This is a genomic window from Actinomadura rugatobispora (assembly GCF_055379765.1).
Map to the genome: position 1 here is coordinate 8065032 of NZ_AP029191.1, position 17882 is coordinate 8082913.

General features: G+C 74.4%; 17 protein-coding genes. 12 read left to right on the top strand and 5 right to left on the bottom strand.

The genetic code is table 11. The features are described 5' to 3' along the window. Positions 1–6 precede the first annotated feature (6 nt). A complete protein-coding gene (locus tag ACZ466_RS36200; RefSeq protein WP_378292698.1) occupies positions 7–735 on the top strand; it encodes an endonuclease/exonuclease/phosphatase family protein in 729 nt (242 codons plus the stop codon). Here the strand turns inward: ACZ466_RS36200 and ACZ466_RS36205 are convergent. Further along, positions 732–1568 (bottom strand): hypothetical protein, encoded by an 837-nt coding sequence (locus ACZ466_RS36205; protein ID WP_378292700.1) that lies wholly within the window; start codon positions 1566–1568, stop codon positions 732–734. The two genes, ACZ466_RS36200 and ACZ466_RS36205, sit on opposite strands and share 4 nt — an antisense overlap. 327 nt (positions 1569–1895) lie before the next feature. Here ACZ466_RS36205 and ACZ466_RS36210 point away from each other — a divergent pair, with 327 nt between their 5' ends. From ACZ466_RS36210 to thiI, 8 genes are all read left to right on the top strand, one after another. Next, entirely contained in the window at positions 1896–2612 is a 717-nt protein-coding gene (locus tag ACZ466_RS36210; protein ID WP_378292702.1) for a lysophospholipid acyltransferase family protein, read from the top strand. A gap of 20 nt (positions 2613–2632) precedes the next feature. Beyond that, on the top strand, positions 2633–3919 hold the full coding sequence (gene macS, locus ACZ466_RS36215) for a MacS family sensor histidine kinase (protein ID WP_464041824.1): 1287 nt from the start codon (positions 2633–2635) through the stop codon (positions 3917–3919). Positions 3920–3970: 51 nt separating this feature from the next. Then, positions 3971–4609, top strand: coding sequence for a response regulator (locus ACZ466_RS36220; RefSeq protein WP_378291719.1), 639 nt, complete (start codon positions 3971–3973; stop codon positions 4607–4609). Positions 4610–4666: 57 nt separating this feature from the next. Further along, positions 4667–5629 (top strand): TIGR04222 domain-containing membrane protein, encoded by a 963-nt coding sequence (locus tag ACZ466_RS36225; RefSeq protein WP_378291638.1) that lies wholly within the window; start codon positions 4667–4669, stop codon positions 5627–5629. Beyond that, positions 5626–6450: an MbnB/TglH/ChrH family RiPP precursor modification enzyme gene (locus ACZ466_RS36230; RefSeq protein WP_378291640.1), complete on the top strand. Its 825-nt coding sequence runs from the start codon at positions 5626–5628 to the stop codon at positions 6448–6450. Before ACZ466_RS36225 ends, ACZ466_RS36230 begins: the two co-directional genes overlap by 4 nt. Next, entirely contained in the window at positions 6447–6902 is a 456-nt protein-coding gene (locus ACZ466_RS36235; protein WP_378291642.1) for a hypothetical protein, read from the top strand. Before ACZ466_RS36230 ends, ACZ466_RS36235 begins: the two co-directional genes overlap by 4 nt. 154 nt (positions 6903–7056) lie before the next feature. Beyond that, complete coding sequence (locus tag ACZ466_RS36240; RefSeq protein WP_378291644.1) at positions 7057–8082, top strand: 6-phosphofructokinase; 1026 nt, start codon at positions 7057–7059, stop codon at positions 8080–8082. Between the two features lie 140 nt (positions 8083–8222). Further along, complete coding sequence (gene thiI / locus ACZ466_RS36245) at positions 8223–9494, top strand: tRNA uracil 4-sulfurtransferase ThiI (RefSeq protein WP_378291646.1); 1272 nt, start codon at positions 8223–8225, stop codon at positions 9492–9494. 10 nt (positions 9495–9504) lie between these two features. Here thiI and ACZ466_RS36250 read toward each other — a convergent pair whose 3' ends face one another. The 3 genes from ACZ466_RS36250 to aroF form a co-directional block, all read right to left on the bottom strand. Beyond that, entirely contained in the window at positions 9505–10389 is an 885-nt protein-coding gene (locus ACZ466_RS36250; RefSeq protein ID WP_378291648.1) for a DUF5954 family protein, read from the bottom strand. A 63-nt stretch (positions 10390–10452) separates the two neighbouring features. After that, a complete protein-coding gene (locus tag ACZ466_RS36255) occupies positions 10453–11394 on the bottom strand; it encodes an EamA family transporter (protein ID WP_378291650.1) in 942 nt (313 codons plus the stop codon). A 285-nt stretch (positions 11395–11679) separates the two neighbouring features. Next, positions 11680–12729, bottom strand: a complete 1050-nt coding sequence (gene aroF / locus ACZ466_RS36260) for a 3-deoxy-7-phosphoheptulonate synthase (protein ID WP_378291652.1) — start codon at positions 12727–12729, stop codon at positions 11680–11682. Positions 12730–12997: 268 nt separating this feature from the next. Here aroF and ACZ466_RS36265 point away from each other — a divergent pair, with 268 nt between their 5' ends. The 3 genes from ACZ466_RS36265 to ACZ466_RS36275 all read left to right on the top strand — a co-directional run bounded on the left by ACZ466_RS36265 (position 12998) and on the right by ACZ466_RS36275 (position 15990). Beyond that, positions 12998–13621, top strand: coding sequence for a sulfite oxidase-like oxidoreductase (locus tag ACZ466_RS36265; protein WP_378291654.1), 624 nt, complete (start codon positions 12998–13000; stop codon positions 13619–13621). 80 nt (positions 13622–13701) lie between these two features. Next, positions 13702–15123: a sensor histidine kinase gene (locus tag ACZ466_RS36270; protein ID WP_378291656.1), complete on the top strand. Its 1422-nt coding sequence runs from the start codon at positions 13702–13704 to the stop codon at positions 15121–15123. Positions 15124–15168: 45 nt separating this feature from the next. Continuing rightward, on the top strand, positions 15169–15990 hold the full coding sequence (locus ACZ466_RS36275) for a LytR/AlgR family response regulator transcription factor (RefSeq protein WP_378291659.1): 822 nt from the start codon (positions 15169–15171) through the stop codon (positions 15988–15990). Between the two features lie 1023 nt (positions 15991–17013). On the opposite strand, the gene ACZ466_RS36280 is transcribed toward ACZ466_RS36275, so the two are convergent. Continuing rightward, complete coding sequence (locus tag ACZ466_RS36280; protein ID WP_378291661.1) at positions 17014–17862, bottom strand: deoxyribonuclease IV; 849 nt, start codon at positions 17860–17862, stop codon at positions 17014–17016. Between the last annotated feature and the right edge of the window lie 20 nt (positions 17863–17882).

Sequence of the window (17882 nt, forward strand, 5' to 3'; positions counted from 1 at the left end):
CGGGCGGTGGCCGTCGTCGTCCGGGTGCTCAGCTACAACGTCCGGTCGCTGCGGGACGACCCGGCGGCCGTGGCGCGGGTGGTCCGCGCCCTGGAGCCGGACGTGGTCTGCCTGCAGGAGGTGCCGCGCTTCCTGGGGTGGCGGTTCAAGCGGCGGCGGCTGGCACGGGCGTGCGGGCTGTCGGTGGCCTCGGGACGGCGCGCGGCCGGGCTGGCCGTGCTGGCGGGGCCGCGCGCCCGGGTCGTGCACCGCGAGTACCACCTGCTGGAGCCGTTTCCGAAGCTGCACCGCCGCGGGCTGGCCGTCGCCGTCCTGGAGTTCCCGGACGGCGACGGCCGCGGGGCGCGGCTGATCGCGGCGAGCACCCATCTCGACCTGCGGGACGAGCCGCGCCTGGCCCACACCGGCGAGATCATCGGCATTCTGGAGCGGGCCCGCGCCGCCCACCGCGCGCCGGTCGTGATCGCCGGGGACATCAACGAGCAGCCCGGGGGCGCGTCCTGGAGGACGCTGGACGAGATCTTCCAGGACGCCCACGCCGTCGCTCCCGAGGGCTACGCGGCGACGTTCTCGTCCCGGCGCCCGGGCCGGCGCATCGACGGCGTGTTCGCGGACCGGGAGATCGAGGTGATCGGCTGCGGCGTGCCCGTGGAAGAGGCGATCGCCGCCGACTACCCGTCGGCCACCGACCACCGCCCCGTCCTGGCCACCCTGCGGCTGCCCGCCCTCGTCTAGACCACGGCGCCGTCGTCGGGGTCGCGCGGCTCGTCGCCCATCCGCAGCACCAGCGTCACGAACCCGCCGATGAACGCGGCCACCGCCAGGAACGCCGCGTAGCCCGGCACCTCCCAGTCGAGGATCACCGTGACCAGCAGGTACAGCGGCCCGCCGACCAGCGCGATCCACGCCCCTTTGGTGAGCGGGTCGGCGCTGGGCAGGGGCGGCGGGGGCGGCGGGACGTAGTGGCCCTCCTCGTCGCCGTCCTCCTCGGCGGGGACCTTCGCCAGGTCGGCCGCCTTGATCACGCGGGCGCGGGGGAGCCGCCCGGTGCGGTCGTCGCCCTCGCGCGGCGGCTCGGCGGCCGGCTCGTCGATGTTCTCCTCGTCGGGCCAGGGGACCTGGTCGCCCTCGGGGGCCGCGTCGTAGCCGGCGACGATCTCGGCCCAGATGGCGTCCTCGTCGAGTTCGGCCGCGTCGCCCCGGCGGTCGGGGCCCGTGGCGGTGGCGGGGGAGTCCACGCCCGCGCCCGTGCTCTCGGCGGCGGTGGGGGAGGAGTCGGGGTCGCGCAGCCGCGTCAGGTGGACGCGCAGGACGCTCTCGGCGGTCGGTTTCATCTCGACGTCCACGTACAGCCGGTCGAGAACGTCGTCGACGCTCCCGGCGGCGCCCCCGGACGCCGCCGCCGACGCGGCCTCCTCCGCCAGCCCGGCCAGCTCCTCGGGGGAGGCGGCGTAGGCGGCCACTCCCGCGTCGCGCAGCGCCGTCAGCATGACGTCGGCGAGATGCGGGGCGAGGTCGACCAGCGGCGCGTAGGTGTCCGCTGACAGTCCATTGCCACGGCGATTCACGGGGCCGGCTCCTTCGACGACTCCGGCGTGACCGACAGCACCGGCATGACGGCCTCCGCTCCCCCATAGACGTGTGTCCCACGGTATTCGCTGGGCCGCCTGGGGCAAGCCCTTGGGGCACACCCGATCGCGATTCCCTGTGCAGAGCCTACGTTCATATCGCCCCCGCCGGGGCGGGGCAAGGCCGACCGGCGGGGCCGGGGGCCCGGACGGGGCCGGGGTGTGGGCAGGTCGGCCGGGGAGTGGAAGGATGTCGCATCATCCCCCGTTCGTCGGAGTGTTCGGGACGCGCGCCGCAGCTGGACGCGGCCGGAGGAAGGTGTCGGCATGCTCTGGTTCTGGATCCTCCTCAGGATCGTTCTCTCGCCCATCCTGTACCTGGTGTGGCGTCCCCGGAACTCGGGCATGCGGAACGTCCCCAAGCGGGGTCCGGCCCTGCTGGTGAGCAACCACCTGTCGTTCGCCGACCACTTCTTCGGGCCGCTGCCGCTGCTGCGCCCGATCTTCTTCATCGGCAAGGGCGAGTACTTCACCGGCAAGGGCCTCAAGGGGTTGCTCAGCAGGGCGTTCTTCACCGCGGTCGGGGTGGTCCCGGTGGACCGGTCGGGCGGCGACGCGGCGGAGGCGGCGCTGGAGACCGGCCTGCGGATCCTGCGCGAGGGCAAGCTGCTGGGGATCTACCCCGAGGGCACCAGGGCGCCCGACAACCGGCTCTACCGGGGCAAGACCGGGGTGGCCCGGCTGGCGCTGAAGTCGCGGGTGCCGGTGATCCCGGTGGCGATGATCAACACCTTCGAGCTGATGCCGTCCGGCCGGCCCGTGTTCCGGCTGGGGGTGCGGCCCGGGGTGCGGTTCGGCGCCCCGCTGGACTTCTCCCGCTACTACGGGCAGGAGGACGACCGGGAGGTGCTGCGCAAGATCACCGACGAGATCATGCAGACGATCCGGGAGCTGTCCGGGCAGGAGTACGTGGACCGGTACGCGGCCGAGGTGAAGGCCGAGATGGCGGGCCGGGAGGTCCGCCCGGCCGGCGACGACGACTGAGCCGCGCGGCGGGCGGCGTCATGGGCCTGGAAGTCGCCCTCTGGCGGGCGGTCGCGGTCTACCGGGGGACCTCCCTCGCGTACGCGGCCGCCCTGATCGCCATGAACTTCGGCGAGTACGATCATCCGCTCGGCGGCTGGACCGTGCTGGCCGTCATGGCGCTCTGGACCCTGTACGCCACCTACTCCTTCGCCGACCCGCGGCGCCGCGGGCGGCCGCTCCTGGCCGCCGACCTGGCGGTGGCGCTGGGCTGCCTGCTGGCCACCACGTGGGTGGAGTCGGCGGGCAACATCTCCAGCGGCCGCTCGACGCTGCCCGCCTCGTGGGTGGCCGCCGCCGTGCTGTCGTGGGCGGTGGCGGGCGGCAAGCGGGCGGGGATCGCCGCGGCGCTGGCGCTCGGCGTGGCGAACGTGCTGGTGCACGTGCTGGCCGGGACGCCGGGCTCGGCCGGGTCGGTCACCTTCAACGGGATCGTGCTGCTGGTCATGGCCGGGCTGGTGGTGGGGCACGTGGTCAAGCTGGCGCTGGACGCGGAGGCCCGGCTGGCGCGTGCGGTGGAGCTGGAGGCGTCCACCCGCGAACGGGAGCGGCTGGCGCGCGGCATCCACGACTCGGTGCTGCAGGTGCTGGCGATGGTCCAGCGGCGCGGCGGCGAGATGGGCGGCGAGGCGGCCGAGCTGGGCCGGCTGGCGGGGGAGCAGGAGGCCGCGCTGCGCGCGCTGATCAGCGCCGGTGCCGGCGAGCCGCCCGCGCGGCACGGCCGCGGCGCGCGGCACGGCCCCGCCGCGGCGAGCGGGCGCCGCGGAGCACGGCGGAGTCCCGGCGGGACGCGCGGCGGGACGCGCGGCGCCCGCCGCACGCCCGGCCCGGCGCAGGGCGCCGTGCACGGGCCCGGCCCGTCCGGCGAGGTGGACCTGCGGCCGCTGCTCAACGGCCACGCGTCCCCGAACGTCACTGTCTCCGCCCCCGCCACGCCCGTCCGGCTGCCGGCGGACGCCGCCCGGGAGGTCGGCGCCGCGGTCGCCGCCGCCCTCGACAACGTGCGGCGGCACTGCCCCGACGGCACCCGCGCCTGGGTCCTGCTGGAGGACGACGGCGCCGGGGAGGTCGTGGTGAGCGTCCGCGACGACGGCCCCGGCATGCCCCGCGAACGGCTCGCGGAGGCCGCGGCGGCGGGACGGCTCGGCGTCGCCCAGTCCATCCGGGGCCGGATCCGCGACCTGGGCGGCACGGTGTCGATCGTGTCCGCCCCCGGGCAGGGCACCGAGATCGAGATGGCGGTGCCCGCCGGCCCGCCCCCGCCGTAGGGTGGCGGCGTGAACGACGACTCTCCCGCCCCCTCCGGATCCCTGCGGGTCATGGTCGTGGACGACCATCCGATGTGGCGCGACGCCGTCGCCCGCGACCTGGCCGAGGCCGGGCACGAGGTGGTCGCGACGGCCGGGGAGGGACGCGCCGCCGTCCGCATCGCCGCGGCGGCCCGCCCGCAGGTCGCGGTCGTCGACCTCCAGCTGCCCGACATCAGCGGCGTCGAGGTGACCCGGCAGCTGGCCGCCGCCGACCCGCCCGTGCGGGTGCTGGTGCTGTCGGCCAGCGGCGAGCAGCAGGACGTGCTGGAGGCCGTCAAGGCGGGCGCCACCGGCTACCTGCTCAAGTCCGCCGGCCGTGAGGAGTTCCTGGACGCCGTGCGGCGCACCGGCGACGGCGACGCGGTCTTCACGCCGGGGCTGGCCGGGCTGATCCTGGGCGAGTACCGCCGGCTCGCCGCCGCGCCGCGTCCCGGCGACGACGGCGCCCCGCGCCTGACCGAGCGGGAGACCGAGGTGCTGCGGCTGGTCGCCAAGGGCCTGACCTACAAGCAGATCGCCGAGCGGCTGGTGCTGTCGCACCGCACCGTGCAGAACCACGTCCAGAACACCCTCGGCAAGCTGCAGCTCCACAACCGCGTGGAGCTCGTCCGCTACGCCATCGAGAAGGGACTCGACCAGGAGGACTGAACCGCGCGCCGGCTCCGGACATCTATCTCATGAGGCCACCATTCGCCGGAGGCGCCGATGTTCTTCTGGATCTTCCTCGTGCTGCTGGTCGCCGCCTACGCCGCGCTCCTGGGGGCGGGGGCGGCCGCCGAGCGCGCGGCGCGGCGCGGGAGGGCGCCGTCCCGCGAGCCGCACCCGTACGAGCTCGCCTACCTGGACGGCGGCGGCCGCCACGCGATCGCGGCGTCCCTGGTCGCGCTGCGCCTGGACGGGGCCGTCGACGCCTACGCCACAGGCCGGATCCAGGCCACGGGCCCGCCGGGCTCGGCGACCACGCCGCTGGACCTGGCGGTCCTCCGGGCGCTGGCCGGCCCCCGCGCGCCGAGCCTGGCGGCCCTGGCCTCCGACCCGGGCGTGCGGCAGGCGATCAAGCAGCTCCGCGCCGGGCTGGCCGCCCAGGGCCTGGTCATGGGGGACGGTGCGCGGCTGGTGGCGCGTCTCGCCCCCTGGCCCGCCCGCGGCCTGCTTGCGGTCGTCTTCTTCACCGGGTGGAGCGTCCTGTCGGGCGGGGACGCGCCCTGGTACCAGCACATGGTGCTGGTCGTCCTGTGCGTGGTGCTGGCCGTGGTCTCGACCGCGGTCGGCCGCGGGAAAGAGCGGACCCGGGAGGGCGAGCGCGCCCTGGAGGACGCGCGGGCCCGCCATGCCCACCTCGACCCCGAGGCCGCGCCCGCCTACGCCGGCGCCGCGGCGCTGATGGGCGTCGCGCTGTTCGGGACGGCGGCCATGATGGCGATCGACCCGATGTTCTCCCAGACCGTCGGTCTCGGACGCTTCATGGCGCTGACCGGCAGCCCGACCGCGTCCGGCTCTGGCGGCTCCGGCGGCCCGGTCTGCTCGTCGGACGCCTCGGTCTGCTCCTCCGGCGGCTGCGGCGGTGGCGGCTCGTGCGGTGGCGGCGGCTCCGGCGGCGGCGGAGACGGAGGCGGTGGCGGTGGCTGTGGAGGCGGCGGCGGTGGCTGCGGAGGAGGCGGAGGATGAACGAGACGGTCCCGGGCCTGGGCGTGGGAATCGGCTGGCGGCCCGAGATCAGCGGGTTCGTCGAAGGACTGCCCGGCCTGCGCTTCACCGAGGTGATCGCCGAATCCGTCCACATCGGCCACCCGCCGCCCGAACTGCTCGCCCTGCGCGAGCGGGGCGCAGCGGTCGTCCCGCACGGCGTGAAGCTGTCCCTCGGCGGCGCCGAGCCGGTGGACGCCGGACGCGTCGCGCACCTGGCCGCCTGCGCCGAGGCGCTGCGGGCCCCGCTCGTCAGCGAGCACGTGGCGTTCGTCCGTGCGGGCGGCATCGAGGCCGGGCACCTGCTCCCGGTCCCGCGCACCCGCGCGGCGCTGGACGTCCTCACCGCCAACATCCGCCGCACCCAGGCCGAGCTGCCGGTGCCGCTGGCCGTGGAACCGATCGCGACGCTGTTCGACTGGCCCGGCGCCGAGTACGAGGAGGGCGACTTCCTCACCGAGCTGCTGGAACGCAGCGGCGCCCTGCTCCTGCTCGACATCGCCAACGTCTACGCCAACGCCCGCAACCGCGGCGAGGACCCCCTGGCCCTCCTCGACCGGCTGCCCCTGGAGCGCGTCGCGTACTGCCACATCGCCGGCGGCACCCAGGAAGATGGGCGCTACCACGACACCCACGCCGCACCCGTGCCGGCGGAGGTACTCGACCTCGTCAGGGAACTGTGCGCGCGCCACCGCCCGCCCGGCCTCCTGCTGGAACGCGACGGCCGCTACCCGCCCGCCGCGGAACTGTGCGCCGAACTCGACGCCATCGCCGCCGCCTCCGGCCACACCCCCGTCACATGACCGGCGAACCCCTCGACACCGGTCTCGCGGCGGCCCAGGAGGCCCTGGTACGGGCGATCGCGGCGGGCGGCCCCCTCCCGCCCGGCTTCGACCCCGCCGGCGTCGCCGCCGCCGCGCGCAGCATCCTCTACAAGCGTGCCGGCGACGTCGCCCGCACCTGGCCCGCGCTGGCCGCCTCGTACGGGACGTCCTGGAAGGAGACCTACGCCGGCTGGGCGGCCGGACGCCCCACCCACGGGTCGATCCGGGACGCATGGGACTTCGCCCGGCAACACGCCGCGGAACTCTCCGCCGAAGCGGTGCGGGAACTGGCCCTCACCGAGGCACGATGGTCGTATGACGGAAACGGCGAGCCGCGCCGCCGCCGGGCGGCGGTACGGCGCGTCCCCGGCGGGCTGGCGGTGCAGATCATGGGCCGGGCCCGGCTGATCGGACCGGCCGCGCGCCGCTGATGGGCGAAGTGCCCCGGCGGGCCCCGCGACGGACTATGGTCTAGACCAATGGCGGCGCGCCGGGACGAGACGGGAATGCCCGGTCCGAGGCGCGCCCGCGGCTAATGTTCGAGGGAATCGAGGGAGGAGCCCGGTGTCTGTTGAGGGAGAGGGCATGCGCGTCGGAGTGCTGACCGGCGGCGGTGACTGCCCCGGCCTGAACGCCGTCATCCGCGCCGTGGTGCGCAAGGGCGTGCAGGTCTTCGGCTACGAGTTCGTGGGCTTCCGGGCGGGCTGGCGCGGCCCGCTGGAGGGCGACACCATGGCCCTCGACATCGAGGCGGTCCGCGGCATCCTGCCGCGCGGCGGCACCATCCTCGGCTCCTCCCGGACCAACCCGATCAAGGTCGAGGGCGGCATCGAGCGGATCAAGGACAACCTGGCCGGGCTCGGCGTCGACGCGCTGATCGCCATCGGCGGCGAGGACACCCTCGGCGTCGCCCGCGAGCTCTACGACAACGGCGTCAACGTGGTCGGCGTCCCCAAGACCATCGACAACGACCTCAACGCCACCGACTACACCTTCGGTTTCGACACCGCGGTCGGCATCGCGATGGAGGCCATCGACCGGCTGCACACCACCGCCGAGAGCCACCACCGCGCGCTGATCTGCGAGGTCATGGGCCGCCACGCGGGCTGGATCGCGCTGCACGCCGGCATGGCCGCCGGCGCCAACGTCATCCTCATCCCCGAGCAGCCCTTCGACATCGACAAGGTCGTCGCCTACGTCGAGAGCCGGTTCAAGACCCGCTACGCGCCGATCATCGTGGTCTCCGAGGGCGCCCACCCGATGGACGGCCAGATGCAGCTGCAGACCGGCGAGCGCGACGCGTTCGGCCACGTCCGGCTCGGCGGCATCGGGCAGCGCCTCGCCGACGAGATCGAGAAGCGCACCGGCAAGGAGGCCCGCGCCACCGTTCTCGGCCACATCCAGCGCGGCGGCACCCCCACCGCGTTCGACCGCGTCCTGGCCACCCGCTTCGGCCTCCAGGCCATCGACGCGGTCCGCGACGGCGACTTCGGCAAGATGGTCGCCCTGCGCGGCACCGACATCATCCGCGTCGGCCTCGACGAGGCCACCAAGGAACTCAAGACCGTCCCCGTGGAGCGCTACGCCGAGGCCGAGGTCTTCTTCGGCTGATGCGGCCCTGAGGGCTTGAAGGGGCGTGTTCCCCGCGGAGGGGCGTCCCCTCACGGGGAACACGTTTCCGAGTCGCGGCGTTGCCGGTCTTGGGTCACACTAGAGGCCTACCCCCGTTGGTACGTCCAGGAGGATTCCGCATGCCGCCGCTCGACACCGCGATCGCCACCGACGGCACGCCGGCGGTCGACACCGCGACCGCGGCGGCGCCCGGCCGCCCGCCGGTCGACGGTGAGCCGTGCGTGCTGATCAAACTGGGCGAGGTCGTGCTCAAGGGCAAGAACCGGGAGCTGTTCGAGAAGCGGCTCGCCGACAACATCCGGGCCGCGATCCGCCCGATCGCCCGCGTGGAGGTGATCCGCCGGCACGGGGTCATGGTCGTGCGGACCAAGGACGCCACGGTGGCCACGGTCGACGCGCTGGCCGAGCGGATCACCGATGTGATGGGCATCGTGTGGGCGCACCGCGCCTGGCGGGTCGGCAAGGACGTGGAGAGCGTGGAGCGGGCGGCGCTGGAGCTGATGGCCGGGCGCCAGGGCACGTTCGCGGTCCGTTCACGGCGCCGCGACAAGCGGTTCCCGCTGACCTCCACCGAGCTCGACCGCCGGGTGGGCGCGGCGATCGCCGACCGGTACGGGCTGCCGGTCCGGCTGAAGGGCCCCGACCACACGCTGTCGATCGAGATCGACCGGGACGAGGCGTTCGTATTCTCCGGGGGGCTGCCCGGTCAGGGCGGGCTGCCGGTCGGGATGAGCGGCCGCGGGCTGGTGCTGATGTCGGGCGGGATCGACTCGCCGGTCGCGGCGTACCGGATGATGCGGCGCGGGCTGCGGGTCGACTACCTGCACTTCTCGGGCATGCCGTTCACCGGCCCGGAGTCGATCTACAAGGCGTACGCGCTGGTGCGCGAGCTCGACAGGTTCCAGGGCGGGTCCCGGCTGTTCGTGGTGCCGTTCGGCAAGGCGCAGCAGCAGATCAAGTCCTCGGGCGCGGACCGGCTTGCGGTGATCGCGCAGCGCCGGCTGATGCTGCGGACCGGCGAGCTGCTGGCCCGCCGGCTGCACGGCGGCACGCTGATCACGGGGGACGCGCTGGGGCAGGTCAGCAGCCAGACGCTGGCGAACATCACGGCGCTGGACGACGCGGTCGAGCTGCCCATCCTGCGCCCGCTCATCGGCATGGACAAGAGCGAGATCATGGAGCAGGCGCGCCGGATCCGGACGCTGTCGATCTCGGAGCTGCCGGACGAGGACTGCTGCACGCTGCTGGCGCCGCGCCGCGCGGAGACCCGGGCCAAGATCGACGACCTGCGGCAGATCGAGAAGCGCCTGGACGTGGGGGAGCTGGCCGAGCAGCTGGCCGGGTCCGTCCAGGAGCACCGGCCGGTCTACGGCGACGCCGGCGCGGCCTGAGCCGGGGCGTTCAGCGCGGGTCGGCGTCGGTCGGGCGGGGCGGCTCCGGGCCGTCCGGCCCCATCAGCGTGAGCCGCTCCAGCCGGACGATGCGGAACCGGCGCCCCGCCACCGCGATCCCGTTGCGGCGGGCGGGGTCGGCCATCAGCGACGCGGCCTCGGTGTACTCGGCCAGGTCGGCCTCGCCGGGCCGCTCGATCGCCGGGACGACGTGCCGGAAGTAGGTGGCCAGGGACTCGCGGGCCTGCTGCGGCGTCTCGTGGAGGCGGCCGACCGGGCGCCAGCGGCCCTCGGAACGTTCCGCGACGGTGAACGCGGGGGTCAGCTGGGCCGGGGTGAGGAACGCCTCCGACGGTTCGGTGCCGGTGCGGGCGGTGGCGTCCAGCAGCTGGCACAGCAGTTCGGCGGTGGCCAGGTCGGGGATGGTCTGCCCGTCGTGCAGCAGGTCGAACGGCCGGCAGCGGGGCAGCCGGTGGTCGCCGGGCCGAGGGTCGAAGTCGGTGGGACGGGGCGGTTCGGGGCCGTCGGGCCCCGTCCGCACCAGCTGCTCGATCCGCACCACCCGGAACCGCCGGCCGTCCGCGGCGACCTCGTCGGCCGGATGGAGGCGGAGCCGCCGGCCGGCCGCGGCCAGCGGCTCCTCCCCGCTGTCCTCCAGGTGGTCGGCGAGCATCTCCCTGGCGCCCTGCGGCAGCGGGTCGCCCGGGCAGACGACCTGCCAGCCGCCCGGGACCCGCTCGGCCGCGGTGAACAGGGCGCCGACCACCACCAGCTCCGGGTAGGCCGCGATGGCGCGGCAGGCGTCCGCGAGCATCACCGCGGCGACCGGATCGACGCCGTGCAGGTCCTCGGGGGAGAGTCCGCGGCCCCCGGTCTCCCCGTCGCCCGTTGTCATGCCGGACATCATCCTCGCCCGTGCGCGCCCTGCCCAGTGGTTCAGACCAATATTTCAGAACAGTTATCGACGTGCCGGAATGATCAGTACGAGCAGGCTGGCGACGAGCAGCGCCAGCCCGCCGAGGGCGAGGCCGCCGAGCCGTTCGCCGAGCACCGCCACGCCCAGCACCGCCGCCACGGCGGGCTCGGCCAGCGTCAGGGTGGTGGCCGTGGTCGCGGGCGTGCTCCGCAGCCCGCGCGCGAACAGCACGTAGCCGCCCGCCGTCGTGACCACGCCCAGGTAGAGCGCGACGACCAGGCCGGTGCCGCCGACCGCCCAGCCCGGGGAGCTGGTCACCAGGACCGGCAGCAGCAGCACCGCGCCCGCCCCGAACAGCGCCCCGGCGACCGCGCGGTCCTCCTCGCCGCCCGCGATGAGGGTGGACGCCACGGTGGCGTACACCGCGTAGGACAGCCCCGACAGCACGGCCAGGCCGATCCCGGCCGGGTCGGCGCCGGCGTCCTGGCCGCCGCCGACGAGGGCGGCGCAGCCGGCGACCGCGCCCGCCGTCGCCAGCGCCCACCGCCCGCCGAGCGCCGACTGCCGGGTGAGCAGGCCGAGGAGCCCGGCGAACGCGGGCGCGCTCCCGATGGTGACGACCGTGCCGATCGCCACCCCGGTCCGGGCGGCGGCGGTGAAGAAGGCGGTCTGGTACGCGGCGATGGCGACCGCGCCCAGGACCACCAGGAGCCGGTTGCGGCGGGTGCCCAGCAGCCGGCGCAGGCCGGCGCCGCGCGCCGTGAGGCCCGCGAAGGCCAGCAGCAGCACGCCGCCCATGACGATGCGGACCGCGGCGATCGAGACGTTGGACGCCTCCGGGACGAAGGTGCGGACGGTGCCGGTGGTGCCCCACAGGCAGGCGGCGGCCAGGACGTCGGCGGCGCCGCCCCACCGTCCGGCGGAGGCGCGGGCCGCGGATCCGGAACCCGCGGCAGGGTCGTGCTCGGTGGTGCGTACGGACACGAGAGGAACGCTCCTGAACTCGAATCGGTGAGAAGGATCCGGATTCGGGGCGCAGGAAGACGGGACCGGGCGCGCGTGCGCCGGGTCCGCGAGAACTCGAGGGAGGTCGCCGCGCCCCTCAGGCGCGGGGCGGCCCGCAGTTCGGCGTCCAGTAGTCCATGTGTCGGGACCTTACCAGCCGTGTTCGGGTGTTCCGCCCGGGATCGCCCCGCCGCGCCCGGCTGGGGCGCGGCGGAGCGGGAGAGGCGGCGGAAGGGGCGGGAACAGACCGGGACCGGGCCGGGATCAGACCGGGACGGGCGCGGCGTCGCCCTCGGCGACGGTCAGCCTCCGGCCCACCAGCGGCGGCAGGTCCCGCACCAGCCGGGCCAGCTCGCGCAGGTCGCCGTCCACCAGCGCCTGCGGGCCGTCGCACAGCGCGGTCTCCGGGTGCGGGTGCACGTCGATGATCACGCCGTCCGCGCCGACCGCGATCCCCGCCCGGGTCAGCGGCAGCACCAGGTCGCGGCTGCCGCCCGAGTGCGAGGGGTCCACGATCACCGGCAGGTGGGAGAGGCGCTGCGCGACCGGCACCGCGGCCACGTCCAGGGTGTTGCGGGTGGCCTTCTCGAAGGTGCGGATGCCCCGCTCGCACAGCACGATGTCGAGGTTGCCGCGCTGGGCGACGTACTCGGCGGCCATCAGCCACTCCTCGATGGTGCCGCTCATGCCCCGCTTGAGCAGCACCGGGCGGCCCGCCTCGCCGGCCGCCTGCAGCAGCGCGAAGTTCTGCGCGTTGCGGGTGCCGATCTGCAGCATGTCGGCGTACGAGGCGACCAGCTCGACGTCGTGCGCGTCGACGACCTCGGTGACGACCGGCAGCCCGGTCTCCTCCCGGACGTCCGCCAGGATCCGCAGCCCGGCCTCGCCGAGGCCCTGGAAGGCGTACGGGGAACTGCGCGGCTTGAACGCGCCGCCGCGCAGCAGGGTCGCCCCGGCGGCCTGGGCCATCTGCGCCGCCTGCAGGGTCTGCTCGGGGGTCTCCACCGCGCAGGGCCCGGCGATCAGCGTCATCGTCCCGGGGCCGATCGGCACGCCGCCGACCCGCACCACCGACCGCTCGGCGTGGTTCTCCCGGCTGACCAGCTTGTAGGGCGCCGAGATCCGGACGACGTCGGTGACCCCCCGCATCCCGCGGAGGTTGAGCGAGCCGAACTGCTGAACGTCCCCGACCAGGCCGACGATGGTGCGCTCCACCCCGCGGCTGACGAAGGCGTCCCCACCCGCCGTCTCGACCAGTGAGACGACGGCCCGGATATCGGCTTCGGTGGCCCCCGGGGCCATGACGACGACCATTGCTTGCTGCCTCTCCTCGTCCTGCCGGTCTCCTCGGTGACCGGCGAAGCGTCCTGACACGAAAAAAGCCCCGGGCCGTGGCGGCCCGGGGCTTCCTTCTCAGGTCTGTCAGCGCAGCGTCTGGCAGACCAGCCTCCCGGGCCGGCCGTACCAAAAGAAATACACGACGTTGCGCACGGTCCCCAGCCTAGCCGATGCCGTCCGGGAGGCCGGAGAGGAGGGGGCGAATATGGTTCAGCTCACTACGGATGGCAGTATTGCCCGCGTCATGTCCCGACCCGAACAGTCCTCAGACGACCCGCGGGCCCTCCCGCCCGGTCAGTACGTGCCTCGCGACTGGCCGGTCCTGCACTACGGCCCCGTGCCCAAGTTCCGTCCCAAGGACTGGGACTTCCGGGTGTTCGGCGCGACGGAGTCGGGCGGCCAGCACGCCTGGTCCTGGGACGAGTTCGAGGCCCTGCCCCGGGCCAAGGCCGTCGCCGACTTCCACTGCGTCACCAAGTTCACGATCCCCGACAACGAGTGGGAGGGGGTCTCCGGCACGTCCGTCGTCGAGCTGGCGCCCCCGGACCCGGACGTCACCCACGTGATGGTGTGGGCGGAGTACGGCTACAGCGCCAACATCCGCATGAGCGACTTCCTCACCGACGGGACGATGTTCGCCACCCACCGCAACGGCGAGCGGCTCAGCCCCGACCACGGCTTCCCGATCCGGCTCGTCGTGCCGCACCTGTACGCGTGGAAGAGCGTCAAGTGGGTGCGCGGCATCGAGTACATGGTCAAGGACCGGCGCGGGTTCTGGGAGGAGCGCGGCTACCATAACGTCGCCGATCCGTGGCGCGAGCAGCGGTACTCCTACCAGGAGGACTCCGACGAGTCGCCCCCGCTCTGACCTCCGTTCTGACGGCGGGTCCGGGCGGGTTACGCGGTTGACGCCGCGCGGAAGCACGCGGAGTATTACCGTACGTTGCCATGCCTGTACCTTCCGTATTGGATGTGGTGGGGGCCATGGCGGCCGCGGTCGCCGCCGTGGCCGCGGCGGCGCTGTGCTGGTGGCTGCGCGTGCGCCGGCACGGGCTCGGCACCGTGGCCGACGAGGCGACGTTCGCGACGCTGCACACCATCTCGCGCGCGGCGCCGTCCCTGCGCGGCGGGCTGACCTGCGAGTCGGCGCGCAAGGCGGCCCGCGATCTGCGGCCGCTGCTGGGCGCCGAGGCGGTCGCCCTGGTGGCCGCCGCGTCCCCGTCCGGCGCCCCCGGACGGCTCGGAAGGGCCCGCGGGGCGGGCGGCGGCGGGACGGCCCGTACCGGGCTCGGGCCCGTCCTCGACGCGGCGCACGACGGCCCTGAGGAGGGCGGCACGCCCGCGCCCGCCGGAGCCGATGCGGGCGGTGCGCACGGCCCCGGGGGGTCGGCCCTCTGCCGCCTGCTGGTCTGGGAGGGCGCGTGCGGCGACCGGCACTCGGGGGGCGTGCCCGCGCACGTCCGGCAGGTCCTGGCCACCGGGCGGGCCCGGGTGGTGCCGCCGGACCTGCTGTGCTGCGGCGACCCGCGCTGCCGCATCCGGGTGGCCGTGGTGGCCCCGCTCGCGGTCGAGGGCCGCGTCGAGGGCGCCCTGGCCGCGTACGTGGCCGGCGCCTCGGCGGCCCGCGTGCGGGCCGTGAGCGAGGTCGCCCGCTGGCTGTCCGGCCAGCTGGAACTGGCCGAGCTCGACTCCTCCAGGGCGCGGCTCGCCGAGGCCGAGATGCGGGCCCTGCGGGCGCAGATCTCCCCGCACTTCGTCTACAACTCCCTGACGACCATCGCCTCGTTCGTCCGCACCGACCCCGAACGGGCCCGCCACCTCCTGCTGGACTTCGCCGACTTCGCCCGCTACTCCTTCCGCAACCCCCGCGACTTCACCACCCTCGCGGAGGAACTGCGCTCGATCGACCGCTACCTGCTGCTGGAACGGGCCCGCTTCGGCGACCGGCTCCGGTTCAGCGTGGAGGTCGCGCCGGAGGTGCTGCCCGTCACCGTGCCGTTCCTGTCGCTGCAGCCCCTGGTGGAGAACGCGATCCGGCACGGCATGGACGACGCGCACGGCCCCGAGCCGTTCCACGTCCGCATCGTCGGCCGGGACGCGGGCGCCGAGGCCGCCATCAGCGTCGAGGACGACGGCGCCGGCATGGACCCCGACCGGCTGCTGGAGATCCTCACCGCGTCCGGGGCGGCCGGCGCCGGCGGCACCGGGGCCGGCATCGGCCTGGCCAACGTGGACGAGCGGATGCGCCAGCTCTACGGCGACGCGTTCGGCCTGACGGTCGAGACCGGGATCGGCGCGGGCACCAAGGTCAACCTCAGGGTCCCCAAGAACCGGCCGCGGCCGGGATCGGCCGCCGGGAGACTCACCTAGCGAAAGCGATTGCCAACGCACAGTAATCGAGGCAAGGTCCTAGTTATGCTGCGCGTCCTGGCGGTCGACGACGAAGTGCCCGCTCTGGAGGAACTGGTCTACCTCCTGCGCGCCGACCCGCGGATCGACCAGGTGCACAGCGCCGCCGAGGCGGCCGGGGCGCTGCGCGACATGAGCCGGATCCTGCGCGCGGGGGAGCGGCTGGACGCCGTCTTCCTCGACATCCGCATGCCCGGCCTGGACGGCCTCGACTTCACCCGCCTGCTCACCGGGTTCGCCTCGCCCCCCGAGGTGGTGTTCGTGACCGCGCACGACGACTGCGCCGTCACCGCCTACGAACTGGGCGCCCTCGACTACCTCCTCAAGCCCGTGCGGCCGGAGCGGCTCGCCGAGGCGGTGCGCCGCGTCGACGAGGCGGCCCGCCGCGAGGCGGCGCGGGCCGACGACCCGCCCGAGCGCGCCGAAGAGGACGAGATGGTCCCGGTGGAACTGGCCGGGCGCACCCGGCTGATCTCCCGCCGGTCGGTCACCCACGTCGAGGCGCACGGCGACTACGTCCGGCTCCACACCGGCGACGGCAGCTTCCTCGTCCGCATGCCCCTGGCCGCGCTCGCCCGCCGCTGGGAGGCCGCCGGCTTCATCCGCATCCACCGCAGCACCCTGGTCGCCTCGGCCCACATCAGCGAACTGCACTTCGACGGGGGCCGCGCCGCCGTCCAGGTCGGCGAGGAACTGCTCCCGGTGAGCCGCCGCCACACCCGCGAGGTCCGCGACCTGCTCGTCCGCAGGTTCCGCAACGCGGCCCCCGAGACCCCGTTCGGCTACGAGGACGAGCCGCCCCCGGACGGCGACGAACGGCCCAGTTGACGCCGCCACCGGCACGGCCGCCCGCGGCGTTGAGAACATCCCCTTCCGGCCGCCTCTGACCGAAAGCCCTGCCGGAGATCTGGCCACTTCACCGCAGCTTTGACGGTATTCCGGGGAGCGCCGGCGCCTGCCCGCACGCCACCCGCCGCACCGGCTGGACCGTTCCCATGACCGCTCGTCCCTCGAAACCGACCGCTCGTCGCACCACTACGCTACGTATATCGACGACTACAGACCGCTTATCGAGCGCGGCGGGTCTCAGGTTCCGGGCGGTATCGAAGACCCCTAGTGTTCTCAGTGGCACCACGCAGCAGGACGCCGGCGCACGACGCCGGCGGAACGCACCGCATCCGGGGGGAGCGGAGCGGCCACAGCGCGGGCCCCGGCCCCGGCACAGGGGCGCCGGCCCGGCCGCCGAACACACCCCCGGCCAAGACACAACTGGAGATCCGGCGCGCGCCAGTCGAACGCCGGATCAGGAGCCGCCGGATCCCGTACCGGGGGGGTGGGATCAGGCGGCGTTGGTCCGGGCGTCGCTGAACAGTCGGGGGGTTGTTCAGCGACGCCCGGCCTCTCTTCTTTGTGGAGGGGCGACCCTCCACACCCCCCGGTACGGCGCGAAGCGCCTCCTTCGCTCGCCTGGGGGCTCGCTACGGACCCGCTCCCCGCCGCCTGCTCTTTTCATTGTGGGGGGGCGACCCCCCACGCCCCCCGGTACGGCGCGAAGCGCCTCCTTCGCTCGCCTGGGGGCTCGCTGCGGACCCGCTCCCCGCCGCCTGCCCGTCCCTCCACTCCGCTGGCGCTCCGCTACGGGCCGGACAGTTTTTCGCGGTCGCCGTTGCGGTCGCGACGGGGTGGGACATTGTGAAGGGTGACCCCCACGCCCCTGGGACGGCGCGAAGCGCGTCCTTCACTCCGCTGGCGCTCCGCACAGGGGCGGCCAGTTTTCGGCGGTCGCCGTTGCGGTCCTTGCGGGGCGGGGCATTGTGGGGGCGGTGGCTTATCTGTGTGGGGCGGGGCGGGTTAGGTGTCGCGGAGGCGTTTCAGGGTTTTTATGTCGTTGCCGTGGGGGGTGGCGCTGCGGCCTGGGGTTTCGATGATGAAGGGGACGCCGGCGACTTCGGGGTGGGCGAAGAGTTCGGCGAAGGCCTTCTCGCCTATGTGGCCCGCGCCGATGTTCTCGTGGCGGTCCTTGGCGGAGCCGCAGATGTCCTTGGAGTCGTTGGCGTGGACGAGCTTGAGGCGGCCCGGCCCCACGGTCTCGACCAGGGCGTCGATCGTCTCGGCCACTCCGGCGGGGGAGGACAGGTCGTGGCCGGCGGCGAAGGCGTGGCAGGTGTCGAAGCAGACGCCCAGCTTGGGGTGGTGCTCCAGGCGTTCGAAGAACGGGCCCAGTTGCTGGACCTTGGCGCAGAGCATGTTGTTCTGGCCGGCCATCGGCTCCAGGAGGAGGTCGGGGCCGTCGTCGGGGATCTCCTCCAGGAGCGGGAGCACGTGCTCGCCGACCTGGGCCATGGCGTCGTCGTAGGACTGGGTGACCGCCGAGCCGGTGTGGACGACGACGCCGCGGGCGCCGATGGCGTGGCCGCGTTGCAGTGAGTGGCGGACCGTGGCGAGGGATTTCTCGAGGGTCTCCGCGCTGGGGGAGCCGAAGTTCACCAGGTAGGGCGTGTGGATGTAGACGGGGACGTCGCTTGCGCGCAGCTTGGCGTCTTCGGCGGGTTTGCCTTCGGGGAGGGCCCAGCCGCGGGGGTTGGACACGAACACCTGGATGGTCTCGGCCCCGATCTCGGCGGCGTACTTCAGGCCGCCGGTGGCCAGGCCGCCGGCCACGGGGACATGGCCCCCGATGGGGCTCTTCGGTGAGGTCATAGGGTGTCCAGCTTAGTTCG